Origin of the sequence: Xanthomonas sp. DAR 35659 (assembly GCF_041242975.1) — a bacterium.
Lineage (GTDB): Bacteria > Pseudomonadota > Gammaproteobacteria > Xanthomonadales > Xanthomonadaceae > Xanthomonas_A > Xanthomonas_A medicagonis.
Genome location: NZ_CP162488.1, coordinates 1,716,700 through 1,742,387, shown reverse-complemented (window position 1 = coordinate 1,742,387; position 25,688 = coordinate 1,716,700). Strand labels below are relative to the sequence as shown.

Here is a 25,688-nt window from a genome sequence, read left to right as displayed (position 1 = left end):
ACGCCGCAAGCGCGGACCGGGGCGCGGAGAGAGCGGGATTGGGGCGAGGGTCCGGCGCGAAGCTCCGGCTGAAACAAGACCGGGAACCCCGCTCAGCGCACCGCCACGGCGCGATGCTTGCGCTTGTCCGCGTACATCGCCGCGTCGGCGCGTTCGAGCAGTTCCTCCAGCGCCTCCGCATCCAGATCCCGCCGGTTGCACAGGGCCAGGCCGAAGCTGGCCGACAGCCCGGTTGCGAACCCGTCGTCCTCGCCGGGCTTGGCCAGCGCCGCGCGCAGCGCATCGATCAGCCCACGCGCGCGCTCCGGCGTGGTCAGCGGCAGGTACAGCGCGAACTCGTCGCCGCCGCGGCGGCCAAGCAATTGGCCCGGCCGCAGGCAGCTCCGGCAGCGCCAGACGAAGGCGCGCAAGGCGGCATCGCCGGCGGCGTGCCCGAACTGGTCGTTGATCGCCTTGAGGTTGTCCATGTCGGCGACGATCACCGCCAACGGACGCGGCTCTTCCGCGACCAGTTGCAGATCGTTGAGCACCTGCTCCAGGAATCCGGTCCGCGACAGCGCCCCGGTCACCGGATCGCGCACCAGCGCATGGCGCAGCCGCGTGTTGTCGGCGTAGAGCCCGGGGACGGCCAGGCCGAAGTAGCTGTTCGCCGCCAGGCTGATCATGGCGAACTGCAGCGCCAGCGCCTGCGCCTCCAGCCGCAGCAGCGGCGTGGCCAGGGCGATCAGCAGGCTGAAGGCGGCGATCGCCACCAACGCCTGCAGCATCCCGTGGGTATGTACGATCCACAACTGGATCACCACCACCACGAACAACGCGAACACCACCGCCGGCTGGCGCGGCAACGCGGCCGCCAGCCACATCACCACCAGGGTGACGCCGAGCAGCAGCCCGAGCTTGACCAGATAGCCGGTGGCGCTTCCGCTCGGCGCGATCATCCCCGACAGACGCGGGATGCCGGGCCGCGGCGCGATGCCCAGGGCCTCGGCCAGCCGCAGCACCGCGAGGATCGCCAACGGCCCGAGCGCCAGCAGGCCGGCGTAGTCGCCGATCGCCCATGGGATCGACTGGGCGAACATGGTCGGCAGGTCGATGGCGCCGGTGACGACCAACCCGGCGCCGCCCAGGCAGGCGGACAACAGCGAGGCTACCCCGCCGCCCAGGATGAAGTAGGTGACCGCGCGCGGCAGGCTGGTCGAGGACATCCCCTGACCGACCCGGCGCAGCAGCCAGGCCAAGCCACCCCAGATGCAGAACTGTTGCGCGGTGAACAGCAGCGCGTAGCCCAGGACCGCCCGATCAGGGACGGCCGCGTGGCCGCTCGTGCGATAGAAGCTGAGCAGCGTGGCCAGCACGCACGCGATCGCGATCGCCGGCGCGCCGCGCCAGCCCAGCACCATGAAGGCGGCGAGCGTCACCGCCACCGGCGGGAACCACAGGCTCGCATGCGCCTGGTAGCCCAGCACCCGCGCCAACTCGAAGCCCGCCAGCCACGCCGCCACCAGCACGACCGACAGCATCAGCAGCGCGCCGGGACGGCGCGGCGCCGCGGCGCGCATGCGGGGCGGCGCCTCGGCGTCCCAGCCTGTCATCCATCCGTCTCCGGCCGCCCCCCCACGCGCGCCGCACCGGGGCCGACGAAGGCCGTGACCGTGCTGTCGTCGCTGCCGCCAACCACCACCGACGCATCGCCGCACAGGCGGATCGGCCAGCTCATGTTGCCCGCGGCAAAGTTCCATTGCAGCGTGCCGTCGACCGCGTCCCAGAGGGTGAAGCCGCCGGGCGTGCCGTCGGGGTGGCCATCGGCCAGCGCCAGCCAGCGCCCGCCGGGGTCGAACGCCAGGCAATTGGGCGAGTGCTGGCTGGGCGCTTGCCACTGCAGGTGCGCCGCGCTGCCGGTGTCGGCAAACACGGCGACGATGCCGCCCTGGGCGACGTTGCCGGCGATCGCGACCTTGTCGCCGGCGCCATCGCAGGCCAGCCCGTAGATGGTCTTGGCGCCACCGGGGACGCCCACGCTCCAGGCCGGTGCGGGCGCCCCCTGGAACGCGGCCACGTCGAACGCGTACAGCGTGCCGTCGCTGGCGCCGGCATAGGCCCTGCGCCCATCGCCGGACAGCGCCGCGGCATGAGTGTAGGCGCCGTTGGGCAACTGCCAGCGCGCCAGCGCCGCCGGTTGTCCGGACGCGATCGAGAACAGGATGATCTCGCCGTGATAGCTGGCCACCAGCCCGATGCTGCCGTCGACCGCGATGCCGGTGGCGACGACGGTATCGCCGGTTGCGCTCAGCGCGATGCCCACAGGCGCGGCGAAGGCCGCGGCGCCGACGCGACAGAACAGATAGCCCTGATCGGCACCGGCCAGCAGGGTCTGCCCGCGCCCATCCAGCGACACCATGTTGCCGCGGCCGGGAAGCGGATACGACAGCAGTTCCTCGCCGTCGGGCACCGACCAGGCCCCGATGAAGCCCGCATACGGCTGCTGGCTCTTCCAGCCGCAACTGGCGACGGTGCTGCCGTTCGCCGCGACATCGACCCAGTACACGCCCTGCCAGCCCTCGAATTCCTTGGTCAGCAGCGGCTTGCCCTGGCGATCCCAGACGTAGGTGCCGAAGCACCCGTCCTGATTGCCGCGCACATCGCTGCGCGTGGCCGCGGGCGCCATGCGCTCGGCGATCTTGCGCTGTTCGACGGGCACGGCGTCCAGCCCGTCGCTCTGCGACGCGCCGCCGTACTCGTGGAAGAAGGTGCCGGCGGCGATGACGTCGCCATCGCCGGACACCGCGACCGAATTGATGTAGTAGCCGGCATGCGGCTGTGTCGACCAGAGCACTTCAGGCACGTCGTTCACGCGGACTTCCCTCCCTTGGGTTGAAGAGTCCTGGCGGACCCCGGCGAGCATTTGTCTGAAAACACGATACCCGTGGACGCAGCTGGATATAACCGGTGTCGCGTTGACGTCCCGTCATCCCGCCCTGCGCCCGCCCTGGCAGTCGCCGCCCGGACCGGCTCAGCGCACCTCGGCGATCTCCACCCCGTCCAGCCCCTGCGCCAGGGTCTTGGCGTCGCCGCCCTGGGCCAGCTTGATGCGCAGCCGCACCTCGTTCTGCGAATCGGCGTGGCGCAGCGCGTCCTCGTAGCTGATCTCGCCGGCCTGGTACAGCTCGAACAGGCTCTGGTCGAAGGTCTTCATGCCCAGGTTGGTGGACTCCTTCATCACGTCCTTGAGCTTGTGGATCTCGCCCTCGCGGATGTAGTCCTGCACCAGCGGCGTGCCGAGCATGATCTCCATCGCCACGCGCCGGCCCTTGCCGTCCGGGGTCGGGATCAGCTGCTGCGCGACCACGCCGCGCAGGTTAAGCGACAGGTCCATCAGCAACTGGCTGCGGCGGTCCTCGGGGAAGAAGTTGATGATGCGGTCCATCGCCTGGTTGGCGTTGTTGGCGTGCAGGGTGCACAGCACGAGGTGGCCGGTTTCGGCGAAGGAGATGGCATGGTCCATGCCCTCGCGGGTGCGCACCTCGCCGATCATGATCACGTCCGGCGCCTGGCGCAGGGTGTTCTTCAGCGCGTTCTCCCAGCTGTCGGTATCGATGCCGACCTCGCGCTGGGTGATGATGCAACCCTCGTGCTTGTGCACGAACTCGATCGGGTCCTCGATGGTGATGATGTGGCCGGTGGAATTCTGGTTGCGGTAGCCGATCATCGCCGCCAGCGAGGTCGACTTGCCGGTGCCGGTGGCGCCGACGAAGATGATGATGCCGCGCTTGGTCATCGCCAGGGTCTTGATCACCGGCGGCAGGTTCAGCTCGTCGACGGTGGGAATGCGCGTCTCGATCCGGCGCAGCACCATGCCGACCTGGTTGCGCTGGTAGAAGCAGCTGACGCGGAAGCGCCCGACCCCGGCCACGCCGATGGCGAAATTGCACTCGTGGGTCTTCTCGAACTCCTCGCGCTGCGCCGGGGTCATCACGTTCAGCACCAGGTCGCGGCTCTGCTGCGAGGTCAGCGGCGTCTGCGTGATCGGCGTGATCTTGCCGTGCACCTTGATCGCCGGCGGCATGCCCGAGGTGATGAACAGATCCGACGCCTTCTGGTGCGCCATCAGTTTCAGGAAGGAAGTGAAGTCGATGGTGCTCATGGCGTGCTCCTTCGGAGCCGGGAATCGGGAATGGAGAATCGGGAATCGCAACAGCGGGCATCCGGAAGTGGAAAGGATGGGCTGTTTGCTCCTGCTCTTGCTCTTCCCATTCCCAATTCCCCACTCCCGATTCCCGGCTACTCGAAGATGCGCTTGTCCTTGGCGTACTCGCGCGCCTGGTTGCGGGTGATCAGGCTGCGCTTGACCAGGTCCTGCAGGTGCTGGTCCAGGGTCTGCATGCCGTTCTGCTGGCCGGTCTGGATCGCCGAGTACATCTGCGCCACCTTGTCCTCGCGGATCAGGTTGCGGATGGCGGGGGTGCCGACCATGATTTCCCAGGCCGCGGTGCGGCCGCCGCCGACCTTCTTCAGCAGCGCCTGCGAGATCACCGCGCGCAGCGATTCGGACAGCATCGAGCGCACCATCGGCTTCTCGCCGGCGGGGAACACGTCGATGATGCGGTCGATGGTCTTGGCCGCCGAACTGGTGTGCAGGGTGCCGAACACCAGGTGGCCGGTTTCCGCGGCGGTCAGCGCCAGGCGAATGGTTTCCAGGTCGCGCAACTCGCCGACCAGGATGATGTCCGGGTCTTCGCGCAGCGCCGAGCGCAACGCCTCGTTGAAGCCGTGGGTGTCGCGGTGCACCTCGCGCTGGTTGATCAGGCACTTCTGCGAGGTGTGCACGAATTCGATCGGATCCTCGACGGTGAGGATGTGGCCGTATTCGTTCTTGTTGATATAGTCGATCATGCCCGCAAGCGTGGTCGACTTGCCCGAGCCGGTCGGCCCGGTGACCAGGATCAGGCCCTGCGGCTGGTCGATCAGCTGGCGGAAGATCGGCGGGCAGCCCAGGTCTTCCAGGGTCAGCACTTCCGAGGGAATGGTGCGGAACACCGCGCCGGCGCCGCGATTCTGGTTGAAGGCGTTGACGCGGAAGCGCGCCAGGCTGGGGATCTCGAAGGAGAAGTCGACCTCGAGGAACTCCTCGTAGTCGCGGCGCTGCTTGTCCGACATGATGTCGTAGACAAGCGCGTGCACCTGCTTGTGGTCCAGCGCCGGGATGTTGATGCGGCGGACGTCGCCATCGACCCGGATCATCGGCGGCAGGCCGGCGGACAGGTGCAGGTCGGACGCTTTGTTCTTGACCGAGAACGCCAATAGTTCAGCGATATCCATACGCTGCTTTTCCCCTTGGGCTGCGACTGGAAGGATGATTCCCCGGCCGGCAGTATAGCGCCCTTCCCTTTGCCGGAACGCCGCCCGTGCCCCTCTCTCCGCTGCAGCAGATTCGCCTGGACATGGACCGCGCCGCCGACGCCGCAGGGCGGCCGCACGCGCGGTTGCTGGCGGTGTCCAAGACCCAGCCGGCCGCGGCCGTGGCGGCGCTGGCCGCGCAGGGGCAGCGCGCCTTCGGCGAGAACTACGTGCAGGAAGCGGCGGCCAAGATCGCCGCGCTGGCCGGGACCGGGCTGGAGTGGCATCTGATCGGCCACCTGCAATCCAACAAGGCCGACCTGGCGGCGACGCTGTTCGACTGGGTGCAGAGCGTGGACCGTCCCAAGCTGGTCGCCGCACTGGGCAAGGCGCGCGCGTCCGCGCCCAGCCCCTTGAACGTCCTGATCCAGGTCAACATCGACGACGAGGCCAGCAAGCACGGCTGCGCGCCCGACGCCGTGGACGCGCTGGCTGCGGCGATCGCCGCGCAGCCGGCGCTGACCCTGCGCGGCCTCATGGCCATTCCCGCGCCCTGGCCCGAGGCCGAACGGCGCCACGCCGCGTTCGTCCGGATGCGCGCGCTGTTCGAGCGACTGCGTAGCGCCCATCCGCAGGTCGACACCTTGTCGATGGGCATGAGCGGCGACTTCGCCGACGCCATCGCCGCCGGCGCCACCATGGTGCGGGTCGGCACCGCGCTGTTCGGCGCGCGCCTGCCGCGCGTTGCCGGCTAGAAAACCTGGCTGCCGCGCCGCATTACCGCACCGCCCATGACGTGGCGATGAAATGTCTACGCGCGATTCAAATCCGATTCACCGACATCGGAAATCCGTCGTAATGCAGCGCATTGAAAACGCAGGCGTTTTCCGATGCATGAAAGGTTCGCGTCGACCCCGATTCCTGAACCATGCGACAGGGTTGCGAACCGTTAATCCAATCACGTTTCAGCAGCGAACACTCCGCGTTCCATGACCGCCGACCGCGGGCCTTCCGCGGTCCATCGCCGAATGCGCTCGGCTCGAACGAGGTCACAGATGGAAGCATCGATCAGATTGCTGTTTGCCTCCTGCTGCATCGGTCTGCTGCATGTCCCCGCGGCACTGGCCGCGCCGACGGCGACGCCGGCCTGGAACAACGACGAGGCGTTGATGACGCCGGCCGAAGTGCAGGCGCGCAGCGCCTGGCGCGAGACCATGGCGCATCAACCGACCCCGGCGGAGGGCTGTTTCCATGCCAGCTTCCCCGACACCCAGTGGCAAACGGACGTCTGCAAGACCCTGACCCGGCGCGTGCATCCGGTCCCGCACCGGATCCTGTTCGGCGCCACCGAGACCACCGGCAACGGCTACGACTACGCGCTGCGCTCCAGCAGCCTGATCAGCAAGGTCGTGGGCAGCTTCCCGCAGGTCACCGGGGTGACCTCGGAGAAGGGCGTCGGCGTGGCCTCCTTCGGCGGCGGCGGCATCCTCGGCCCCAACGAGTATTCGCTGCAGATCAACTCCAACTACGACGCCACCACCAGCGTCTGTGGCGGCCGTTCCGGCTGCACCGTGTGGCAGCAGTTCGTCTACGCCACCGACTACGAGACCCAGGGCCAGGCGGCGGTGTTCATGCAGTACTGGCTGATCGGCTACGGCAGCGGCTGCCCCAGCGGCTGGATGAGCGGCGGCGGCTCGGACTGCTACCGCAACAGCAACGCGGTCAGCGCGCCCGACGTGCCGGCCACGCAACTGGCCAACCTCAAGCTGACCGGCTCGGCCACCGCCAACGGCAACGACACCATCACCTTCAGCAACGGCGGCACCGCCTACAGCGTCAGCGCCAAGGACAGCGTGGTCAAGCTGGCCACGGTGTGGAAGGACGCCGAGTTCAACGTGGTCGGCAACGCCGGCGGTTCCAGCGCCAACTTCAACGCCGGCTCCTCGATCACGGTGAAGGTGGCGGCGACCAACGGCTCCACCGCCGCCCCGACCTGCGCGGCTAATGCCGGCAGCACCGGCGAGACCAACAACCTCAACCTGGGCAGTTGTTCGGTGGCCGGCGGCAGCACGCCGTCGATCGCCTTCACCGAGTCGAACTGAGTCCACCGCGCCGGACCGCGCACAGCGGCCGGCGCCTCTGACCGCGCACGCTCCGGCTGCGCCGCAGCGCAGCATCGCGGCGCGGCGCAGCCGCTACCATGGCGCTCCCTCTTCGCGACGGTGTTGCGCCATGGCTTCCGCTTCTCCCGACTCCCACAGCGCCGACATCGCCTTCATCGGCGGCGGCAACATGGCGCGCAGCCTGATCGCCGGCCTGGTCCGGCAAGGCGCCGATCCACGCCGCATCCGCGTGGCCGAGCCGGTGGCGGCATTGCGCGAGGCCCTGGCCGCCGAGTACGGCGTGCAGGCGGTCGCATCGGCGGCGGCGGCCGCCGATGGCGCGGCGCTGTGGATGTTCGCGGTCAAGCCGCAGGTGCTGCGCGGCGTCTGCGCCGAGTTGGCGACGCTGGCGCTGGCGCAGCGGCCGCTGCTGGTGTCCATCGCCGCCGGCATCACCGCCCAGCAACTGGACCGTTGGCTCGGTGGCGGCCATGCCCTGGTACGGGCGATGCCGAACACGCCCGCCCTGCTCGGCGCCGGCGTCACCGGCCTGTTCGCAACGGCCGGGGTCGACGCGGCGCAGCGCGCGCATGCCGAACGCGTGCTGGCCGCCGCCGGCGTCACCGTGTGGGTCGAGGACGAAGCGCTGATCGACGCGGTCACCGCGGTGTCCGGCAGCGGCCCGGCCTATGTGTTCCTGCTCGCCGAAGCGATGGAGGCGGCCGGCATCGCCCAGGGCCTGCCGGCCGACGCGGCGCGCACGCTGGTGCTGCAGACCGTGCTCGGCGCGGCGCGCATGCTCACCGAATCCGGGGAGGCGCCGAGCGAACTGCGGCGCCGGGTGACCTCGCCCAACGGCACCACCCAAGCCGCGATCGACACCTTCCAGGCCGGCGGCTTCGAGGCGCTGACCGCCGACGCCATCGCCGCCGCGGCCGCGCGCGGCCGTGCCCTGTCCACCGCCAACGATTGATACCGGAGCCGCCCATGCGCCACCTGTCCGCTGCGCTGCTGTCGTGCCTGACCCTGGCGGCCTGTTCGGCGCAGGACACTCCGCGTCCGGCCACCCTGGTCGCGGCCACGCCCGCGCAGGCCGACCTGGGCACGCTGCGGGTGCGCTACAACGCGCTGCCGACGCTGGCGATGAGCGACAGCGTCGCGCGTCGTTACGGCATCCGCCGCAGCGCCGATACCGCCTTGGTGATGGTCGCGCTGCGCCGCGTGCGGGACGGCGAGGAACTGCCGGCCCGCGGCCAGGTAAGCGGCGTCGCCGCCGACCTGAGCGGCCGCCGGCAGCCCATCGTCTTCCGCGACGCGGTGACCGATGCCTATACCGATTACGTCGGTACGGTGCGCATCAGCGACCACGACCAACTCAGCTTCACGGTGGATGTCCGCAGCGCCGACGGCGGCGGCAAAGTGCGCTTCGTGCGTCATTTTTAGCGCGCAAGGTTCCGCGCCGCTCGCTCCTGTAGGAGCGGCTTCAGCCGCGACCGAACCCGACCGAGAGCGCCAGTCGCGGCTGAAGCCGCTCCTACAGGGAATGCGGGCAGCGAACGCGCACCCTCACCGCGGCGCCCAGCGCTGCGCGCCTTCGCCCTGCGCGCCCAGCGCATCGGCCGGATTGCTCAGGCGACAGCGGCGCAGCGACAGGCAGCCGCAGCCGATGCAGTCGGTGAGCTGGTCGCGCAACTGGCTCAGTTGCGCGATGCGCGCGTCCAGTTCCTGGCGCCACGCCGCCGACATCCGCGCCCACTCCGCGCGCGTGGGCGTGCGCGCATCGGGCAACTGCGCGAACGCGGCCTTGATGCTCTCCAACGGCACGCCGACGCGCTGCGCCACGCGGATCACCGCCAGCCGGCGCAGCACGTCGCGTCCATAGCGGCGCTGGTTGCCGGCGGTGCGCAAGCTATGGATCAGCCCCTTCTTCTCGTAGAAGTGCAACGCGGACACCGCCACCCCGCTGCGCGCGGCGACCTGGCCCACGCTCAATTCCTGCTGCATCGCTTGACCTCGAGCCTGGTTGAGGTTGCATGCTGCGCGCCCGTCCCCCCCCACGCAAGCGCCGCGGTCCGCGCGCGCCGCACAACTCGCCCGTCAAGGTTTGCCGATGAACGATGCCGCATCCCCTCGCCTCCCACGCCACGCCACCGCGGCCCCTGCGCCGCAGGCCGCCACGGCATCGGACGCGCCCACCGACACGATCCTGGCACCGCGCTACCGCGCGACCACGCTGGGCATGGTCGCGCTGGTCGCGCTGATCGCCTTCGAGGCCTTGGCGGTGGCCACCGCGATGCCCACCGTGGCGCGCGAACTGGACGGGCTGCGCCTGTATGCGCTGGCGTTCGGCGGCACTCTGGCGACCAGCGTGATCGGCATGACCATGGCCGGGCGCTGGAGCGACCTGCGCGGCCCGGCGGCGCCGCTATGGACGGGCCTGCTGTGCTTCATCTGCGGCCTGCTGCTGGCCGGCTTCGCCGCGACCATGCCGATGCTGCTGGCCGGGCGACTGGTGCAGGGCCTGGGCGCCGGCGCGATCTCGGTGGCGCTCTACGTGATCGTCGCACGCGTGTATCCGCAGGCGATCCGGCCGCGCATCTTCGCCGCGTTCTCCGCCGGCTGGGTGGTGCCATCGCTAGTCGGGCCGAGCATCAGCGGCGCCATCGTCGAGCATGTCGGCTGGCGCTGGGTGTTCCTGGCGGTGCCGCTGCTGGCGCTGCCGTCGGCGGCGCTGTTGCTGCCAGCGCTGCGGCGGCTGTCGCCCGCGGCGGAACCGGCCGGCGCGGCGCCGGGCGCGCTGGCCTGGGCGATCGGCGCGGCGGGCGCGGTCTGCCTGCTGTACCTGGGCGGCCAGCAGCGCGGCATGGCGGCGGCGGCCACGGTGCTGCCGGCGCTGGCACTCCTGCTCGCCTGCGCCTGGCGGCTGCTGCCGCGCGGCACCTTGCGCGCGGCGCGCGGGTTGCCCAGCGTGATCGCCCTGCGCGGCATCGCCGGCTCGGCGTTCTTCGGCTGCGAGGCGTTCCTGCCGCTGCTGCTGTCGCGCGAACGCGGGCTGTCGCCGATCTGGGCCGGCGTGGCGCTGAGCGTGGGCGCCCTGGGCTGGTTCGCGGGTTCCTGGTACCAGGGCCATTACGGCCGCGACGCGACGCGGCTGCGCCGCCTGCGCGTGGGCAGCGCGCTGATGGCGGTGGGCGTGGCGATCACCGCGCTGGCGCTGCTGCCGGCGGTGCCCGCCGCCGTGGCGATCGGCGGCTGGACCGCCACCGGCCTGGGCATGGGGCTGATCTATCCGACCCTGTCGGTGCTGACCCTGACCCTTTCGCCGCCGGCGCAGCAGGGCGCGAACAGTTCGGCGCTGCAACTGAGCGAGGCGATCGCGGTGGCGAGCACGCTGGCGGTCGGTGGCTCGCTGTTCGCGGCGCTGCTGGCGCGGTCGGTGACCGCGGCCTACCTGTCCACCTTCGCCGTGGCCGCGCTGCTGGCGCTGCTCGGCCTGGCGATCGCCGGCCGCACCCAGCCGGCGCCGCGCTGAGCCCGCGGCGGCGACGCCGCTACGGGCGCCGCGCCCAGGCCTGCACGATGGCGGCGATCGCGCGCACGCCGTCGGTCAGCGCCGCCGGACCCGGCTGCAGGATCAGCGGCGACTTGATCTCGAACAACTGGCCATCGCAGACCGCCGGGATCGCCGCCCAGCCCGGCCGCGCGGCGACGCGCTCGGGACGGAAGCGCTTGCCGCACCACGAACCGAGCACGATGTCCGGCGCGCGCCGCACCACTTCGTCGCCATTGGCCAGAATCCGCGCCTTGGCCAACGGTTCGACCGACAGTTCCGGGAACACGTCGTCGCCGCCGGCGATGCGCACCAGTTCGGCGACCCAACGGATGCCGGTGATGATCGGCTCGTCCCACTCCTCGATATACACCTTCGGCCGCCGCGGCAACGCCGCGGCCTGCGCGGCGATCGCATCCAGCCCGCGTTGCAGCTCGTCGGCGTAGGCCTGTGCCCGCGCGCCGGCGCCGACCAGCGCGCCGAGCCGGCGGATGTAGTCGAGAATGCCGTCGACGCTGCGGTGATTGGCGATCCACACCTCCACGCCGTTGCGCACCAGCTCGGCGGCGATGTCGGCCTGGATGTCGGAAAAGCCGATCGCCAGGTCCGGCTGCAATGCGAGGATCTCGCCGATCTTGGCGCTGGTGAAGGCGCTGACCTTGGGCTTGTCGCGCCGCGCCTGCGGCGGGCGCACGGTGAAGCCGCTGATGCCGACGATGCGCTCCTGCTCGCCGAGCGCGTACAGCGTCTCGGTCGGCTCCTCGGTCAGGCAGACGATGCGCCGCGGGCCCATCTCAGTCCGCCACCGGCATGCGGAAGTACACCACGCGCTCGGTTTCCTCGAAGCCGCAGGCGCGATGCGCGGCCTGCGCCGCGGCATCGTCGAGCAGCGCGTCGGAGGCCAGTTCGCTGCAGCCCTGCGCGCGCGTCCATGCCTGCGCTTGGCGCAGCAGCGCGCGGCCGACGCCGCGCCCGCGCCATGCCGGCGCCACGTACCAGCCTTCCAGGAACCCCACCGGCGAACTGTCGGTGCCGTTGACGTAGTCCTGGCGCAGGGTGACGTCGGCGAAGCCGATCGCCTGGCCGTCGCCGGCGAAGGCCAGGAAGTTGGCCGCGTCCTCGCGCTGCAGCGCTTCGGCAACGGCGCCGAACGCGTCGTCCTCGTCCGGCCACAACGCCATCCGCAGCGCCGCCCAGGCGCGCAGGTCGGCGGCGCCGGCGGCGCGGATCGAAAACGCCTCGCTCACGGGAACAGCATCCGCTTGGACCAGTGGCCGGCCGCGTCGGCCTCGTAGCGCCAGCGCTCGTGCAGGCGGTACTTGGCGCCGTACCAGAACTCGATGCTGCGCGGCACCACGCGGAAGCCGCTCCAGCCCTCCGGGCGCGGCACCTCGCGGCCCTCGAACGTGGCCTCGGCCTTGGCCACGCGCTCCTCGAACTCCTCGCGCGAGGCCAGGGTGCGCGACTGCGCCGAGGCCCAGGCGCCGATCTGGCTCATGCGCGGGCGCGAGGCGAAATAGGCATCGGCCTCGGCGGCCGCGACCAGTTGCACGTCGCCGTCGATGCGCACCTGCACCCCGTCCTCGCGCATGCGCCGCCACAGGAACAGCAGCGAGGCCTGCGGATTGGCCTGCAGTTCGCGGCCCTTCTGACTGTCCAGATGGGTGTAGAACACGAAGCCGCGCGCGTCGTAGGCCTTCAGCAGCACCACCCGCGACGACGGGCGCGCCTCCAGCGTCGCCGAGGACACGACCATGGCGTTGTATTCGGCCTCGTCGCTGCTGCGCGCCTCGGCGAACAGGTCGGCGAACGTGGACAGGGCTTCGGCGTAGAGATCGGGCATGGCGGCAAGGCACTCGGCAGAGATGCGGCCATTGTCGCGCCATGCACGGCGCGACGCACGCGCCGCCGCGCGAGGGCCTGCGCGCGTGGCGTCTCTGCTAGCATCGGCGGATGAATCCCGCCCCCAATCTCGTGCTGGTCGGCCCGATGGGAGCCGGCAAGAGCGTCATCGGCCGGCGCCTGGCCGAGCGCTTCAGCCTGGTCTTCGTCGACAGCGACCAGGCCATCGTCGAACGCACCGGCGCCAGCATCGCCTCGTTGTTCGAACACGCCGGCGAAGCGGGCTTTCGCGAACACGAGCGCGCGGTGTTGCAGAGCGTGCTGAGCACGCCCGGCCACCTCATCTCCACCGGCGGCGGCGCGGTGCTCAACGCCGACAGCCGCCGCGAGATGCGCGAGCACGGCTTCGTGGTGTACCTGCGGGTCAGCGTGGCCTCGCAGCTGCAGCGCCTGCAGCGCGACCGCAGCCGCCCGCTGCTGCAGCGCGGCGACCGCGAGCGCGTGCTGCACGAGCTGCACGCGATCCGCGAGCCGCTGTACCGCGACGTCGCCGACCTGATCCTGGACACCGACCACCTCAATCCCGCCGAAGCCACCGCGCAGCTGGTCGTGCGCCTGGCCGCGTCGTGGAAGCTTCCGGAACCCACTGCATGACTGTTTCCCCGCGCACGGTCCAGGTCGAAGGCGACCCGGCCTACACCATCCGCATCGGCCCCGGCCTGCTCGACGACGGCGCGCGCCTGGCCGAGCACGTGCGCGGCCGCCACGTGCTGCTGCTCAGCGACAGCCACGTCGCCCCGCTGTACGCGGCGCAGGTGCGCGGCGCGCTGCTGGCGGCGCGCCCCGAACTCCAGATCGGCGCCTTCACGATCGCCGCCGGCGAGGCCTCCAAGACCCTGGACAACTTCGCCGCGGCGATCGCCGCGCTGGCCGACCTCGGCGCCACCCGCGACGCCTGCGTGCTGGCGCTGGGCGGCGGCGTGGTGGGCGACCTGGCCGGCTTCGCCGCCGCGTGCTGGATGCGCGGCGTGGACTGCGTGCAATTGCCGACCACGCTGCTGGCGATGGTCGACTCCTCGGTCGGCGGCAAGACCGCGGTGGACATCCCGCAGGGCAAGAACCTGGTCGGCGCGTTCCATCCGCCGCGCGCGGTGCTGGCCGACACCGCCACCCTGCGCAGCCTGCCGCCGCGCGAACTGCGCGCCGGCCTGGCCGAGGTGATCAAGTACGGCGCGATCCGCGCCCCGCTGTTCTTCGAGTGGCTGCATGCCGAACGCCACGCGCTGCTGGCCGCCGAGCCGGCCGCGCTGGCGCAGGCGATCGCGCGCAGCTGCGAACACAAGGCCGAGATCGTGGCCCGCGACCCGCTGGAGAAGGGCGAGCGCGCCCTGCTCAACCTCGGCCACACCTTCGGCCATGCGATCGAGACCGAGCAGGGCTACGGCGCGCCGGACAACGCCAACCTCAACCACGGCGAAGCGGTGGCGGTGGGCATGGTGCTGGCCGCGGAGCTGTCGGCGCGGCTGGGCATGGCCAGCGCCGAGGACGCGGCGCACCTGCGTGCGCTGCTGCGGGAATTCGGCCTGCCCACCGCGTTGCCGGCCGGGCTGGCGCCGGAGGCGCTGCTGGCGCGCATGCGCCTGGACAAGAAGAACCTCGCCGGGCGCCTGCGGCTGGTGCTGTGGCGCGGCATCGGCCACGCCGAGATCGTGCCGGACGTGGACGAGGCGCAGGTGCTGGCGGTGCTGGCCAGCGGCTGAGTGGCGACCCGCGGCGCCGTCGCGGTCACGGGCTGCCGTCGCGCTCCACCCCAGCACCCGCGCCGCCCCTGCGGATGCGCCACGTGCTCGGTGCCCTCCGGCGCATGGAACACGTCGCCAGCCTGCAGCAGCGCCGCCTGCTCGACGCCATGCACGCGCCAGCGCATCTGCACCTGTCCGTCCAGCACCACGAACACCTCCTGGCCATCGTTGACCTGCCAGACATGGGGCGTGCCCTCACTCCCCGAGCATGCCGCGCCGCGGTTGCACGCGCCTGTGGCAAGGAAGAGCGAGGAAGTGGGCGTCAGTCCACGCCCGAGCGATGACGCAGCGATGGGCGCGCGCAACCGCGGCCCTTCGGGTTGGGCCTGGCAGGCGCGCGGCCGGCGCCGCGCGGCTTGACCTGACGGCCAGTCAGGCGCTACCCCACGCAACGCTGGCCGCGCGCCTGCCAGGCCCAATGCGACGTACTCGGGGAGTGAGGGCACGCCCTAGGCTGGTCGGTCCAGTGGATGCGCACGCCGATCCCGTCCAGCATCGCCACCGGCAGCGCCTCCCAGGCGCGGCTGCCGGTGACGTCGCGCGCCCGCAACACGCGCGGCGTGGCGCTCATGCCAGGCCACGCGCACGGCGGTTGGACTGCAGCACGTTGTCGCGCGGCAGTGGCAGCCCCGCCTGCAATGCCGCGATCCACTGCGCGGTGTCCGCCACGGCGGAGAAGTTGCTGTGGAACACCACGCCGAACACCCGATGGATCTCCTCGGCGCTGGCTTGGCCGGCGGCGTTGGCGTACGGCAGCGCGCCGCTGGCGTCGCCCAGCACCTCCACCGCCAGCCCCCGGTGGAAGGCCTCGTACACGGTGGAGGCATTGCAGTTGTGGGTCATGTAGCCGGCCACGGCCAGGGTGTCGATCGCCTGCGCCTGCAGCCAGGCGCCCAGGTCGGTGTCGGCGAACACGCTGGGCCGGGTCTTGCGCAACAGGCGCGTGCACGGCCGCGCGGCGACCTGCGGGTGCAGTTCCCAGCCGGCGCTGCCCTCGGCGAACACCGGCGCCTGCGCCGGCGCGGTGTGCTGCACCACCAGCACCGGCACGCCGTGCGCCTGCGCGGCGTCCATCGCACGCAGGATGTTGGGCAGCGACGCGGCCACCGGCGGATGGGCGATGGGCAGTGCGCCGTCGAAGTACGCGTTCTGCACATCGATGACCAGCAGGGCGCGGCGGGGAGAAGGCATGCGGTGGCTCCAGGGCGAAGGAGCGGCCAGTGTCGGCCGCCGCCCGCGGCCCGACGAGTGGCCCGAATCACGAGTTTCGCTAAAATCGGGCCATGTCGCCGCATCGCATCGCCGTGGTCGCCTTCGACCGCATCAGTCCCTTCCATCTGGCGGTGCCCTGCCAGGTGTTCGAAGTGCGGCCCGACGCCGATCTGCCGGCCTTCGACCTGCGGGTCTGCGCCGCCGAACCCGGGCCGCTGCGGACCGACGCCGGCTTCGCCATCCACGTGGAGCATGGCCTGGAAGCTCTGGACGGCGCCGACATGGTGATCGTCCCGTCCTGGCGCGATGCCGCCGAGCCGGCCCCGGCAGTGCTGTGCCAGGCGCTGCGCCGCGCCCATGCCGCCGGCGCGCAGGTGGTGGGCCTGTGCCTGGGCACCTTCGTGCTGGCCGACGCCGGCCTGCTCGACGGCCGCCCCGCCACCACCCACTGGGCGGCGCTGGACCGCTTCGCGCAGCGCCATCCGCAGGTGCGGCTGCAGCCGGATGTGCTGTACGTGGACGACGGCGACGTGCTGACCTCGGCCGGCACGGTGGCCGGCATCGATTGCTGCCTGCACCTGGTGCGGCGCCGCCACGGCGCCGAGGTCGCCAACCGCATCGCCCGGCGCCTGGTGGTGGCGCCGCATCGCCAGGGTGGGCAGGCGCAGTACGTCGAACATCCGCTGCCGGCCAGCCGCCGCGACGCCCAACTCGGCCCGACCCTGGACTGGATGCTGCAGCAGATGGATCGGCCGCTGCGGCTGGACGCGTTGGCCGCGCATGCGCGGATGAGCCGGCGCAGCTTCACCCGGCAATTCCGCCAGGTGACCGGAACCACGGTGGTGCAGTGGCTGGCGCACCAGCGTCTGGTCCGCGCCCAGCAACTGCTTGAGAGCAGCGACCTGGCGCTGGAACGGGTCGCCGCGGCCTGCGGCTTCGGCAGCGCCGGCGCGCTGCGCCAGCAGTTCGTGCGCGCCCTGGGCGTGCCGCCCTCGGTCTACCGCCGTGGTTTCCGCGCTGGCTGAACCGGTCCGCCGCGTCCGCCGGTGCGCGCCACGTCGCCGCGCGCCGGCACCCGCTACAATCGGCGCATGCGCGTCTTCCTCCAGCAACGCCCCGGCGGCAACGAGCCGCCGCGCTACATCCAGCTGACCCTGCAACCGGACCTGTTCGGCGGCTGGGAGCTGCTGCGCGAAAGCGGCCAGATCGGCGGCCGCGCGCAGCTGCGGCGCGATCAGTACCTGCTGCAGGACGAAGCGCACGCCGCCTTCGAGAAAGCCCGCGATGCGCAACTCAAGCGCGGCTTCCAGGTCATGTTCACCCGCGGCGCCGACGCCCCGCGCTAAGGAAACTCCCATGCTCAAGAACGACCGCCTGCTGCGCGCGCTGCGCCGCGAGCCCGTGGACCAGACCCCCGTATGGCTGATGCGCCAGGCCGGCCGCTACCTGCCCGAGTACCGCGCCACCCGCGCCCGTGCCGGCAGCTTCCTGGCCATGGCCAAGACTCCGGAGCTGGCCTGCGAGGTGACCCTGCAGCCGCTGGCGCGGTTCCCGCTGGACGCGGCGATCCTGTTCTCGGACATCCTCACCATTCCGGACGCGATGGGCCTGGAGCTGTACTTCGTCGAAGGCGAAGGCCCCAAGTTCAAGCACCCGGTGCGCGACGCGGCGGCGATCGCCAAGCTCGGCGTGCCGGACATGGAGACCGAACTGCGCTACGTGATGGACGCGGTGCGGGTGATCCGCCGCGAACTGGACGGCAGCGTGCCGCTGATCGGTTTCTCCGGCAGCCCCTGGACCCTGGCCTGCTACATGGTGGAGGGCGGCGGCAGCGACAACTACGCGCGGATCAAGGCGCTGGCGCTGAACGATCCGGCGGCGCTGCATGCGTTGCTATCGGTCAACACCGACGCGGTGATCGCCTACCTGGCGGCGCAGCGCGCGGCCGGCGCACAGGCGCTGCAGGTGTTCGACACCTGGGGCGGCGTGCTGAGCCCGGCCATGTACCGCGAGTTCTCCCTGCCCTACCTGCAGCGCATCGCCCGCGAACTGGCGCGTGGCGAGGGCGCCGAGCGCACCCCGCTGATCCTGTTCGGCAAGGGCAATGCGCCCTACCTGGAGGAACTGGCCGCCTCCGGCGCCGAAGGCGTGGGCGTGGACTGGACCATCGACCTGGCCGACGCCGCGCGCCGCACCGGCGGCCGCGTCGCCCTGCAGGGCAACCTGGACCCGGCGATGCTGTACGGCGCGCCGGAGGCGATCGAGCGCGAAGTGCAGCGCGTGCTGCGCAGCTATGCCGACGGCAACGGCGGCGCGCTGGACGGCCACGTGTTCAACCTGGGCCACGGCCTGTCGCCGGACATGCAGCCCGAGCACGTCGGTGCGCTGGTGGCGGCGGTGCAGCGGCATAGTCGGCGCGCGTGAGCGCGCCGGTAACGCGCGCTTGAAATGGATTGGCGTACGCCGCAACGCACCTGGCGAACAATGTGCACGCCGTCGGAAAAGTACGGGAAGAGCACGAGGGAACAGGCCGACCCGCGCCTGACCCTTCGATTGCGACTGGCATAACGCGCGGCGATATCGGTACCCGGTCCTCGGCAGCGTTTCGCTTTGCTGATCTTCAGTTCCCTGCCGGCCGGCATCGGAACCTGCGCCGTTTGATGCGCAGACACTGCGCCGCTACAGTGACGCCTTGGCTAGCGCGCTTCATCTGTTGCACCGACTTTACGAGCTCCGTCTTCAACACGACAACGCCAAGAGACTACGGATGAGTGAACAACGCTTGAGCCGTTCGCGCCGGGACTTCATGCGCGTGGCGGTTACAGCGGCAGGTTTCGTGTCGCTTCCGTGGCTCACGCCGGCGCGAGCCGAAACGTCCGCCGGCAACAAGGCGCCTTCTTCCGGCGGCCCAGGCCACACCGGCGGCGGCACCGCACGCGGCACGAAACTGATCCTGCTCGGCACCAAGGGCGGCCCCACCCCCTCCGCGTTGCGGGCGGCGCCGGCCAATGTGCTGCTGGTCGATGGACAGCCCTACGTCGTGGATTGCGGCAACGGCGTCGCGCAGCAGCTCACGAAAGCCGGAATCAGGCTGCCGGCGATCCGCGACATCTTCATCACGCACCACCACTCCGATCACAACGCCGATCTGCTGAACCTCGTGTTCCTCGCGTGGGCGAGCGGGCTGCAGACGCCGGTGCATCTGTATGGGCCGCCGCGTATCGGGAAGATGGTCGACGATTTCGTCGATATGAATGCCATCGACCTCGACGTGCGAACCCGCGAGGAAGGCCGTCCGCCTTTCCGGCCGCTCGTCAACGTCCACGAATTCGATACGCCGCGCACGGTGCTCGAAAACGATCAGGTACGCGTGAGCGCGACGCTCGTCGATCACTACACGATCAAGCCGGCATTTGCCTACCGCTTCGAAACGCGTGAGCGCACCGTCGTCTTCTCAGGCGACACCCGCTATGACGAACGTCTCGCCAGTTTCGCCAAAGGGGCCGACGTGCTCGTGCACGAAGTCATGTATCTGCCAGCCCTGGAAAAGCTGCTGAAAACGAACGACAACGCGCCCAGACTGCTCGACCATCTGCTCAAGAGCCACACGACGACGGAGCAGGTCGGCAGAATCGCCGCGGCAGCAGGCGTGGGGACGCTGGTGCTGAGCCACTTCGTGCCCGGCGGCGACCCCACCATCACCGACGACATGTGGACCAAGGACGTGCGTCGGCACTTCAAGGGCAACATCGTGGTCGGCAAGGACCTCATGGAAATCTGACGACACGCCATGACGATGCCCCGGCCTCCCGTCGCGTTGACCGTCCTGAACGGCGTTCGGCTCAGACAAGACAGCCTCTTGAACCGCCTGCTACCGCAGGGGGCGACGAGTCGTGTGCGCGACACTGCGGCCCCCTCGGCCAGGCCACGCGCATGAATCCGGTCAGCTACTTCGAAATCCCGGTCGCCGACCTGGAGCGTGCCATCGCCTTCTACAGCGCGGTGTTCGATACCACGTTCGAACGTGCGCACGTGGATGGCAACGCGATGGCGTTCTTCCCTTACGCGCCGGGCCATCCCGGCGCCAGCGGCGCGCTGGCCCAAGGCGACAGCTACACGCCCGGCCAGGCTGGCGCGCGCCTGTACTTCACGGTGCAGGACATCCGCGCCACGCTCGACAAAGCGGTCGCCGCCGGAGGCCGCGTGCTGTATCCGCCGACCTTGGTCGGCGCCTTCGGCGAGGTGGCGGAATTCGAGGATTGCGAAGGCAACTGCATCGCGCTGCACGCGCCGGCGGTCGCGGCCGATGGGCACGGTGATGCGGGCGCCGCATAGCGATGCCAAAGGGCACAGTGCACCCGGGCAGCCCTGCGCCAGCTCTCTGTAGGAGCGGCTTCAGCCGCGACGAACGAAGCCGCGGGTCTATCAGCTTCGGGCACCGCCGGTCGCGGCTGAAGCCGATCCCACAGTGCACCCATCAGCTTTCCGTGAGTTCTCTGTGGGAGCGGCTTCAGCCGCGACGAACGGCGCGATGAACCGGACGCGCCAAGCAACTCTGCGGCGCAGCGACGTCGCCTGATCCATGACGGCCGCCTGACCGCGGCATGCAGCGCGCACCACAACCGCCCGCTGCTGCACGGCACCGCGACGCGATCTGCGCGATCCTATACGCCCCCCGCGTCGCCCTGCGTGCCGATGTCCGCGCCCTCCCCCGATCCGATCTCGGTTCCGAATTACCGCAGTTTCCGTCCGCTGCTGTGGCTGGTATCGCTGGCCATCTTCATGCAGATGCTGGACGCGACCATCGTCAACACCGCGCTGCCGGCGATGGCGCGCAGCCTGGGCGAGAGTCCGCTGCAGATGCAGTCGGTGGTGTTCAGTTACGCGCTGGCGGTGGCGATGTTCATTCCCGCCTCCGGCTGGATCGCCGACCGCTACGGCACGCGCCGCACCTTCCTGCTCGCGATCGTGCTGTTCACCCTCGGCTCGCTGCTGTGCGCCGCCGCGCCGCGCCTGCCCTACCTGGTCGCCGCGCGCGTACTGCAGGGCATCGGCGGGGCGATGCTGCTGCCGGTCGGGCGGCTGGCGGTGATGCGCTCGGTGTCGCGCGCGCAGTTCCTCAACGCGATGAGCTTCATCGCGATCCCGGCGCTGATCGGGCCGCTGGTGGGGCCGACGCTCGGCGGCTGGCTGGTGCAGGTGGCGTCGTGGCACTGGGTGTTCCTGATCAATCTGCCGATCGGCGCGATCGGCTTCGTCGCCGCGCTGAAGGTGATGCCGGATTTCCACGGCGAGCAGCGCACCCGCTTCGACCTGGTCGGCTACGCGATGCTGGCCTTCGGCATGGTCGCGCTGTCGCTGGCGCTGGACGGCATTTCCGAACTGGGCCTGCGCCACGCCTTCGTGATGCTGCTGGCGATCGCCGGGCTGGCGGCGCTGATCGGCTACTGGCTGCACGCGGCCAATGCGCCCGCGGCGCTGTTCCCGCTGCATCTGTTCCAGGTCGCCAGCTTCCGCATCGGCATCCTCGGCAATCTGTTCTCGCGCGTGGGCAGCGGCAGCATGCCGTTCCTGATCCCGCTGCTGCTGCAGGTGGGCCTGGGCATGAGCCCGATGCACGCCGGGCTGATGATGATCCCGGTGGCGCTGGCCGGCATGGCCTCCAAGCGCGCGGCGGTGAAGCTGGTCGAGCGCTTCGGCTACCGCCGGGTGCTGATGACCAACACCGTGCTGGTCGGCATCGCCATGGCCAGTTTCCTGCTGTTCGACGCCGGCCAGCCGCTGGGCTGGCGACTGCTGCAACTGGCGCTGTTCGGCGCGGTCAACTCGTTGCAGTTCACCGTGATGAACACCGTGACCCTGCGCGACCTGGACCGCGACCAGGCCAGCGCCGGCAACAGCCTGCTGTCGATGGTGATGATGCTGGCCACCGGTTTCGGCGCCGCGGCCGCCGGCAGCCTGCTGGCCGCCTTCAACACCCACCTCGGCGACAGCCACGGCGCCACCGCCGCCCTGCACGCCACCTTCGTCTGCGTCGGCGCGATCACCCTGACCTCGACGCTGATCTTCTGGCAACTGCCCGACGCGCGGCCGCATCCGGACAGGAAGGTGGAGGAAGTGGCTGAGTAGCGGGGAGTCGGGAATAGGGAATGGGGAGTGGGGAATCGCAAAAGCTGAGCGCTGCGCTTCTTGCGGCGATGCATTGCGCTCGCGCCCCCTGCTTTTCCCTATTCCCGTTTCCCCATTCCCGTTTCCCGGCCCCCAAGCACCTCGTCGATCGCCTCGGCCAGCATCTCCCCGGTGACCGGCTTGCGCAGGAAGCCGTCGAAGCTGGCCGCGCGCGCCTGCGGCTCGGCATCGGCGTCGGCGCGGGCGGTGACCGCGATCAGCGGCATCTCGTAGCCGAACACGCGTAGCTGCCGGGCCAGCGCCAGGCCGTCCAGGCCGGGCAGGTCCAGATCCAGCAAGGCCACGTCGAAGGGGTTGGCGGCCGCTTCGGTCAGCGCCGCCAGCGCGTGTCCGGCATGGGTGACCTGGTGGCCGCGCGCGCGCAGCAGGCCGCTGACGACCTCGGCGACGGTGGGGTCGTCCTCGACCAGCAGGATGCGCAACGGCCGGGGCGCGGTCCGCGCCGCGCGTTCGCCGCGCGTCTCGCCGTGCAAGGGCTGCGCGACCCAGGCCAGCGGCAGGTCGACGACGAAACGGGTGCCGGCGCCGAGCCGGCTGTGCACCTCGATGCGCCCGCCCATCGCCACCGCCAGTTCCTGGCAGATCGCCAGGCCCAGGCCGCTGCCGCCGTAGCGCGCGGCGGTGCGCGGGCCGTCGCCCTGCTCGAAACGCTGGAACAGCCGCGCCTGCTGCTCGGCGTTGATGCCCGGGCCGGTATCGGCGACCTCGAAGCGCACGCCCTGCTCCCCGTGCAGCGGCGCCACGCGCAAGGTCACGCCGCCGTGGTCGGTGAACTTGATCGCGTTGTTGAGCAGGTTCAGCAGGATCTGCCGCACGCGGGTGGCGTCGCCGCTGGCGGTGACCTCGGCCGGCATCGTGTTGTCCAGCGCGAAACTCAGGCCGCGGCTGTGCGCCATCGGCCCCATCAACGCCGCCAGTTCGGCGATCAGCCGGCCCAGGTCGAACGGCTGCTGGTCCAGCTCCAGGCGCCCGGCCTCGATCCGCGCAAGGTCCAGCGCGTCGTTGACCAGGCGCAACAGGTGCGTGCCGGCGCCGCGGATCGATTCGGTGTAGCCGCGCTGCTGCGGATCCAGCGGCGTGGCCAGCAGCAGTTCGCTCATGCCCAGCACCCCGGTCATCGGCGTGCGCACCTCGTGCCCGAGCGTGGCCAGGAAGCGGGTCTTGGCCAGCGAGGCCTGTTCGGCCAGTTCCTGCTTGTGCAGGGCCAATTGCCATGCGTGGCGCCGGCGCAGGCGGCGCCGGTACAGGTGCGAGACCAGCCACAGCGCCAGCAGCGTCAGCAGCGCCAGCCCGGCGATGCCCCAGGGGCTGCGCCACCACGGCGGCAGCACGCGGAAGCGCAGCGCGACCACCTTCGACCACACCTTGTCGGCGGTGCGCGCCTGCATCTCCAGGGTGTAGTGGCCCGACGGCAGGCGCGAGAACAGGCGCTCGCCGCTGGCGCCGACGTCGACCCAGTCCGGGTCGTAGCCGCTGAGGCGGAAGCGATAGGTGTTGGCGTCGGTATCGGAGAAGGACAGCAAGCGCGCGACCACGTGCAGGTCGCGGTCGCCCTCCTGCAGCACGATGCGTCCGGCATGCAGCAGGTCCAGCCCGCGCTCGCCGCGGCGCACGCCGATGTGCTCGATCACCAGCGGCGGTTGCCGCTGCGACGGCACCACCTGCGAGGGATCGAACAGCACCACGCCGTCCGGCGTGCCGCCCAGGATCTGCCCGCCGCGCGCCTGGATCAGGGTCTGGGCGCGGAATTCCTGGTTGGGCAGGCCGTCGTGTACGCCGTAGGAGCGGATCGCCTTGCTCGCCGGGTCGACCCGGATCAGGCCGCGCACGCTGCTCAACCAGGCCACGCCGCTGGCATCGACCACCAGCCCGTTCGGCGCCAGCGACGGGAACTCCTGCTCGGCGTCGATGCGATCGAGCAGGCTCAGCCGCGCGCCGTCCCACAGGTAGCGCTCCAGGCGGCCGGCGCTGGTCAGCCACACCACGTTGCCCTCGGTGACCGCTGCGGCGGTCAGCGGCCGCGTTGGCGCGCCCGGGACCGGCACGAAGCGCTCGCCGACCGGATCCCAGGCCAGCAAGCCGTGCTGGCCCAGCAGCCAGGGCTGGCCGAGCGGACCGAGCCGCGCATCCTCCACGGTCAGCTCCATCGGCAGCCCGCCGGTGCCCGTGGCGACATTGCGCACGACGTGTCCGTCCGGGTCGCGCACCTGCACGCCGCCGGCGTCGCTGAACATCCAGATGCGCCCGTCGCCGTCGAGCAGCATCCGGTCCACATCGCCCTGCATCGTCGCATCGGCGCCGTCCTGGCGGCCCCAGCGCCGCACCTCGCCGCTGACCGGGTCGTAGCGCAACGCCCTGTTCGGCCCGCTCGCCCAGAGCCGGCCCTCATCGTCCTCGGCGAGCGCGCGCGACCATTCGCGGTCGAACAATGCCATCACATGATGGTGGACCGCGCCGGTGGCCGGATCCAGCTTGTCCAGCACCCCGCGCGTGCCCGCCAGCCACACCCCGCCATCGCGCGAAGCGGCGGTGCCGATGACGTAGGGATTGGCCATCGAATCCGGATCGTCGACCCGGTAGGACAGCACCGAGAACTGCCGCCAGTTCGCCGGCAGGTACCACAAGCCGGCATTGAAGCTGGCGAACCACAGGTCGCCTTCGCGGTCCTCGAAGGCCAGCGACCAGTTGGGCTTGACCAGCCCGTGCGCGGAACTGCTGTACAGCGGCACGTTGCGGACCTGACCGGCCTCGCTCTCGCGGCCCAGGCCGTCCAGGGTGTCGAACCAGCGATTGCCGTGGCGGTCGTGGGCCAGCAGGCCCAGCACGTTCTCGCTGGGCGTGTTCTGCCAGTACGGCGCCACCACGCTGCCGTCGCCGCGCACCATGCGCGCCCCGCCCTGGGTGTTCACCCACAGCATGCCCTCGCGATCGACGGTCATGCTCTGCACCACCGGATTCGGCAGCGCCGTGTCCGGCAGCCGCTGGAAGTCGCGCCCGGTCCAGCGCGCCAGGCCGCCGCGCGTGCCCACCCATAGCGTGCCGTCGGGGGTGGTGGCCAGCGCGACCACCGCCGCCGACGGCAGGCTGCGCTCGTCGCCCGGCATCGGCATGTAGCGGCTCATCGTGCCATCCGGCCGCAGCCGGCACAGGCCGCTCTTGGAGGTGCCGAACCAGATGCTGCCATCGCGGGTGGAGGTGATCGCCCACACCGTGGAGCCGCCCATCTGCGGGTACTTGCTCGAATCGTAGTAGCGGAAGCTGCGCCGGTCCGCCGAGAGCATGCCCATGCCGGCGTTCTCGGTGCCGAACCAGACCCGGTTCTGCGCATCCACGTGCACGGTCCAGATCTTGTTGTCGCGCAGGCCATCCTCGCTGTGCCAGATGCGATAGCCGCGGCCGTCGAAGCGCGCCAGGCCGTCGCTGCTGGCCAGCCACAGGTAGCCGAGCTGGTCCTCGGCGAAGCCGTTGATGCTGTTGGACGGCAGCCCGTCGGCCACGGTCAGCTGGCGCGGCTGCGGCGTCGGCGGCACCGTCGCGGCGGCCACCGCCGTCGAACACAGCAACAGCAGCAGCCATCCCCAAATCCCTCTGGACCGCATCGTCATCTCCCTGTGCATGGGCGGCCTCCCCCGCTGCCCGCCGCCATCGTCGGCGATT

The 25,688-nt window shown here is 70.8% G+C and carries 24 protein-coding genes; 13 read left to right on the top strand and 11 right to left on the bottom strand.

Annotation, left to right across the window (positions count from 1 at the left end):
- Positions 1-92: 92 nt before the first annotated feature.
- The 4 genes from AB3X07_RS07345 to AB3X07_RS07330 form a co-directional block, all read right to left on the bottom strand.
- Entirely contained in the window at positions 93-1,592 is a 1,500-nt protein-coding gene (locus AB3X07_RS07345) for a sensor domain-containing diguanylate cyclase (RefSeq protein WP_369943773.1), read from the bottom strand.
- A complete protein-coding gene (locus tag AB3X07_RS07340; protein ID WP_369943772.1) occupies positions 1,589-2,851 on the bottom strand; it encodes a WD40 repeat domain-containing protein in 1,263 nt (420 codons plus the stop codon). Before AB3X07_RS07340 ends, AB3X07_RS07345 begins: the two co-directional genes overlap by 4 nt.
- Before the next feature lie 159 nt (positions 2,852-3,010).
- Complete coding sequence (locus AB3X07_RS07335; protein ID WP_184410693.1) at positions 3,011-4,141, bottom strand: PilT/PilU family type 4a pilus ATPase; 1,131 nt, start codon at positions 4,139-4,141, stop codon at positions 3,011-3,013.
- A 137-nt stretch (positions 4,142-4,278) separates the two neighbouring features.
- The gene (locus AB3X07_RS07330) at positions 4,279-5,316 is read right to left on the bottom strand and encodes a type IV pilus twitching motility protein PilT (RefSeq protein ID WP_043095750.1); all 1,038 of its coding nucleotides are present in this window, start codon (positions 5,314-5,316) and stop codon (positions 4,279-4,281) included.
- Between the two features lie 122 nt (positions 5,317-5,438).
- On the opposite strand from AB3X07_RS07330, the gene AB3X07_RS07325 reads away from it, so the two are divergent.
- The 4 genes from AB3X07_RS07325 to AB3X07_RS07310 all read left to right on the top strand — a co-directional run bounded on the left by AB3X07_RS07325 (position 5,439) and on the right by AB3X07_RS07310 (position 8,879).
- A complete protein-coding gene (locus tag AB3X07_RS07325) occupies positions 5,439-6,089 on the top strand; it encodes a YggS family pyridoxal phosphate-dependent enzyme (RefSeq protein WP_369944685.1) in 651 nt (216 codons plus the stop codon).
- 318 nt (positions 6,090-6,407) lie between these two features.
- Positions 6,408-7,436, top strand: coding sequence for a hypothetical protein (locus AB3X07_RS07320; RefSeq protein ID WP_369944683.1), 1,029 nt, complete (start codon positions 6,408-6,410; stop codon positions 7,434-7,436).
- Positions 7,437-7,566: 130 nt separating this feature from the next.
- A complete protein-coding gene (proC, locus tag AB3X07_RS07315; protein ID WP_369943771.1) occupies positions 7,567-8,409 on the top strand; it encodes a pyrroline-5-carboxylate reductase in 843 nt (280 codons plus the stop codon).
- Between the two features lie 14 nt (positions 8,410-8,423).
- A complete protein-coding gene (locus AB3X07_RS07310) occupies positions 8,424-8,879 on the top strand; it encodes a DUF4426 domain-containing protein (RefSeq protein WP_369943770.1) in 456 nt (151 codons plus the stop codon).
- Between the two features lie 123 nt (positions 8,880-9,002).
- Here the strand turns inward: AB3X07_RS07310 and soxR are convergent, their stop codons facing one another.
- Complete coding sequence (soxR, locus tag AB3X07_RS07305) at positions 9,003-9,440, bottom strand: redox-sensitive transcriptional activator SoxR (RefSeq protein WP_369943769.1); 438 nt, start codon at positions 9,438-9,440, stop codon at positions 9,003-9,005.
- Between the two features lie 106 nt (positions 9,441-9,546).
- Between soxR and AB3X07_RS07300 the strand changes: the two genes are divergently transcribed.
- Positions 9,547-10,968, top strand: a complete 1,422-nt coding sequence (locus AB3X07_RS07300) for an MFS transporter (RefSeq protein WP_369943768.1) — start codon at positions 9,547-9,549, stop codon at positions 10,966-10,968.
- A gap of 19 nt (positions 10,969-10,987) precedes the next feature.
- On the opposite strand, the gene AB3X07_RS07295 is transcribed toward AB3X07_RS07300, so the two are convergent.
- From AB3X07_RS07295 to pdxH, 3 genes are read right to left on the bottom strand one after another with little or no spacing between them, the layout of a single operon-like run.
- Positions 10,988-11,779 carry an ABC transporter substrate-binding protein gene (locus AB3X07_RS07295; RefSeq protein ID WP_369943767.1) on the bottom strand — a complete coding sequence of 264 codons (792 nt, stop codon included), beginning with the start codon at positions 11,777-11,779 and terminating at the stop codon, positions 10,988-10,990.
- A 1-nt stretch (position 11,780) separates the two neighbouring features.
- Positions 11,781-12,233, bottom strand: a complete 453-nt coding sequence (gene aac(6'), locus AB3X07_RS07290; protein WP_369943766.1) for an aminoglycoside 6'-N-acetyltransferase — start codon at positions 12,231-12,233, stop codon at positions 11,781-11,783.
- The gene (gene pdxH / locus AB3X07_RS07285; RefSeq protein ID WP_369943765.1) at positions 12,230-12,829 is read right to left on the bottom strand and encodes a pyridoxamine 5'-phosphate oxidase; all 600 of its coding nucleotides are present in this window, start codon (positions 12,827-12,829) and stop codon (positions 12,230-12,232) included. The genes aac(6') and pdxH overlap by 4 nt, the downstream gene beginning before the upstream one ends.
- A 110-nt stretch (positions 12,830-12,939) precedes the next feature.
- Between pdxH and AB3X07_RS07280 the strand changes: the two genes are divergently transcribed.
- Both AB3X07_RS07280 and aroB read left to right on the top strand, forming a co-directional pair.
- Complete coding sequence (locus AB3X07_RS07280) at positions 12,940-13,482, top strand: shikimate kinase (RefSeq protein ID WP_369943764.1); 543 nt, start codon at positions 12,940-12,942, stop codon at positions 13,480-13,482.
- A complete protein-coding gene (gene aroB, locus AB3X07_RS07275) occupies positions 13,479-14,588 on the top strand; it encodes a 3-dehydroquinate synthase (RefSeq protein WP_369943763.1) in 1,110 nt (369 codons plus the stop codon). The genes AB3X07_RS07280 and aroB overlap by 4 nt, the downstream gene beginning before the upstream one ends.
- Before the next feature lie 421 nt (positions 14,589-15,009).
- On the opposite strand, the gene AB3X07_RS07270 is transcribed toward aroB, so the two are convergent.
- The gene (locus tag AB3X07_RS07270) at positions 15,010-15,201 is read right to left on the bottom strand and encodes a hypothetical protein (protein ID WP_369943762.1); all 192 of its coding nucleotides are present in this window, start codon (positions 15,199-15,201) and stop codon (positions 15,010-15,012) included.
- Positions 15,198-15,821: a cysteine hydrolase family protein gene (locus tag AB3X07_RS07265; RefSeq protein WP_369943761.1), complete on the bottom strand. Its 624-nt coding sequence runs from the start codon at positions 15,819-15,821 to the stop codon at positions 15,198-15,200. Before AB3X07_RS07265 ends, AB3X07_RS07270 begins: the two co-directional genes overlap by 4 nt.
- A 92-nt stretch (positions 15,822-15,913) precedes the next feature.
- Here AB3X07_RS07265 and AB3X07_RS07260 point away from each other — a divergent pair, with 92 nt between their 5' ends.
- From AB3X07_RS07260 to mdtD, 6 genes are all read left to right on the top strand, one after another.
- Complete coding sequence (locus AB3X07_RS07260; RefSeq protein ID WP_369943760.1) at positions 15,914-16,867, top strand: GlxA family transcriptional regulator; 954 nt, start codon at positions 15,914-15,916, stop codon at positions 16,865-16,867.
- Positions 16,868-16,933: 66 nt separating this feature from the next.
- Positions 16,934-17,188: a WGR domain-containing protein gene (locus AB3X07_RS07255; protein WP_369943759.1), complete on the top strand. Its 255-nt coding sequence runs from the start codon at positions 16,934-16,936 to the stop codon at positions 17,186-17,188.
- A 10-nt stretch (positions 17,189-17,198) separates the two neighbouring features.
- The gene (gene hemE, locus AB3X07_RS07250) at positions 17,199-18,266 is read left to right on the top strand and encodes a uroporphyrinogen decarboxylase (RefSeq protein ID WP_369943758.1); all 1,068 of its coding nucleotides are present in this window, start codon (positions 17,199-17,201) and stop codon (positions 18,264-18,266) included.
- A 343-nt stretch (positions 18,267-18,609) separates the two neighbouring features.
- Complete coding sequence (locus AB3X07_RS07245; protein ID WP_369943757.1) at positions 18,610-19,623, top strand: MBL fold metallo-hydrolase; 1,014 nt, start codon at positions 18,610-18,612, stop codon at positions 19,621-19,623.
- 152 nt (positions 19,624-19,775) lie between these two features.
- Positions 19,776-20,177 carry a VOC family protein gene (locus AB3X07_RS07240; RefSeq protein ID WP_369943756.1) on the top strand — a complete coding sequence of 134 codons (402 nt, stop codon included), beginning with the start codon at positions 19,776-19,778 and terminating at the stop codon, positions 20,175-20,177.
- A 360-nt stretch (positions 20,178-20,537) separates the two neighbouring features.
- Positions 20,538-21,971 (top strand): multidrug transporter subunit MdtD, encoded by a 1,434-nt coding sequence (mdtD, locus tag AB3X07_RS07235; RefSeq protein WP_369943755.1) that lies wholly within the window; start codon positions 20,538-20,540, stop codon positions 21,969-21,971.
- Between the two features lie 98 nt (positions 21,972-22,069).
- On the opposite strand, the gene AB3X07_RS07230 is transcribed toward mdtD, so the two are convergent.
- Positions 22,070-25,630, bottom strand: a complete 3,561-nt coding sequence (locus AB3X07_RS07230) for a hybrid sensor histidine kinase/response regulator (protein ID WP_369943754.1) — start codon at positions 25,628-25,630, stop codon at positions 22,070-22,072.
- Between the last annotated feature and the right edge of the window lie 58 nt (positions 25,631-25,688).

Coding starts and splice junctions, on each gene's coding strand:
- AB3X07_RS07345 (WP_369943773.1), bottom strand. CDS start 1,592: ATGACAGGCTGGGACGCCGAGGCGCCGCCCCGCATGCGCGCCGCGGCG.
- AB3X07_RS07335 (WP_184410693.1), bottom strand. CDS start 4,141: ATGAGCACCATCGACTTCACTTCCTTCCTGAAACTGATGGCGCACCAG.
- AB3X07_RS07330 (WP_043095750.1), bottom strand. CDS start 5,316: ATGGATATCGCTGAACTATTGGCGTTCTCGGTCAAGAACAAAGCGTCC.
- AB3X07_RS07325 (WP_369944685.1), top strand. CDS start 5,439: ATGGACCGCGCCGCCGACGCCGCAGGGCGGCCGCACGCGCGGTTGCTG.
- proC (WP_369943771.1), top strand. CDS start 7,567: ATGGCTTCCGCTTCTCCCGACTCCCACAGCGCCGACATCGCCTTCATC.
- AB3X07_RS07310 (WP_369943770.1), top strand. CDS start 8,424: ATGCGCCACCTGTCCGCTGCGCTGCTGTCGTGCCTGACCCTGGCGGCC.
- soxR (WP_369943769.1), bottom strand. CDS start 9,440: ATGCAGCAGGAATTGAGCGTGGGCCAGGTCGCCGCGCGCAGCGGGGTG.
- AB3X07_RS07300 (WP_369943768.1), top strand. CDS start 9,547: ATGAACGATGCCGCATCCCCTCGCCTCCCACGCCACGCCACCGCGGCC.
- AB3X07_RS07295 (WP_369943767.1), bottom strand. CDS start 11,779: ATGGGCCCGCGGCGCATCGTCTGCCTGACCGAGGAGCCGACCGAGACG.
- pdxH (WP_369943765.1), bottom strand. CDS start 12,829: ATGCCCGATCTCTACGCCGAAGCCCTGTCCACGTTCGCCGACCTGTTC.
- AB3X07_RS07280 (WP_369943764.1), top strand. CDS start 12,940: ATGAATCCCGCCCCCAATCTCGTGCTGGTCGGCCCGATGGGAGCCGGC.
- aroB (WP_369943763.1), top strand. CDS start 13,479: ATGACTGTTTCCCCGCGCACGGTCCAGGTCGAAGGCGACCCGGCCTAC.
- AB3X07_RS07270 (WP_369943762.1), bottom strand. CDS start 15,201: ATGAGCGCCACGCCGCGCGTGTTGCGGGCGCGCGACGTCACCGGCAGC.
- AB3X07_RS07265 (WP_369943761.1), bottom strand. CDS start 15,821: ATGCCTTCTCCCCGCCGCGCCCTGCTGGTCATCGATGTGCAGAACGCG.
- AB3X07_RS07260 (WP_369943760.1), top strand. CDS start 15,914: ATGTCGCCGCATCGCATCGCCGTGGTCGCCTTCGACCGCATCAGTCCC.
- AB3X07_RS07255 (WP_369943759.1), top strand. CDS start 16,934: ATGCGCGTCTTCCTCCAGCAACGCCCCGGCGGCAACGAGCCGCCGCGC.
- hemE (WP_369943758.1), top strand. CDS start 17,199: ATGCTCAAGAACGACCGCCTGCTGCGCGCGCTGCGCCGCGAGCCCGTG.
- AB3X07_RS07245 (WP_369943757.1), top strand. CDS start 18,610: ATGAGTGAACAACGCTTGAGCCGTTCGCGCCGGGACTTCATGCGCGTG.
- AB3X07_RS07240 (WP_369943756.1), top strand. CDS start 19,776: ATGAATCCGGTCAGCTACTTCGAAATCCCGGTCGCCGACCTGGAGCGT.
- mdtD (WP_369943755.1), top strand. CDS start 20,538: ATGTCCGCGCCCTCCCCCGATCCGATCTCGGTTCCGAATTACCGCAGT.
- AB3X07_RS07230 (WP_369943754.1), bottom strand. CDS start 25,630: ATGCGGTCCAGAGGGATTTGGGGATGGCTGCTGCTGTTGCTGTGTTCG.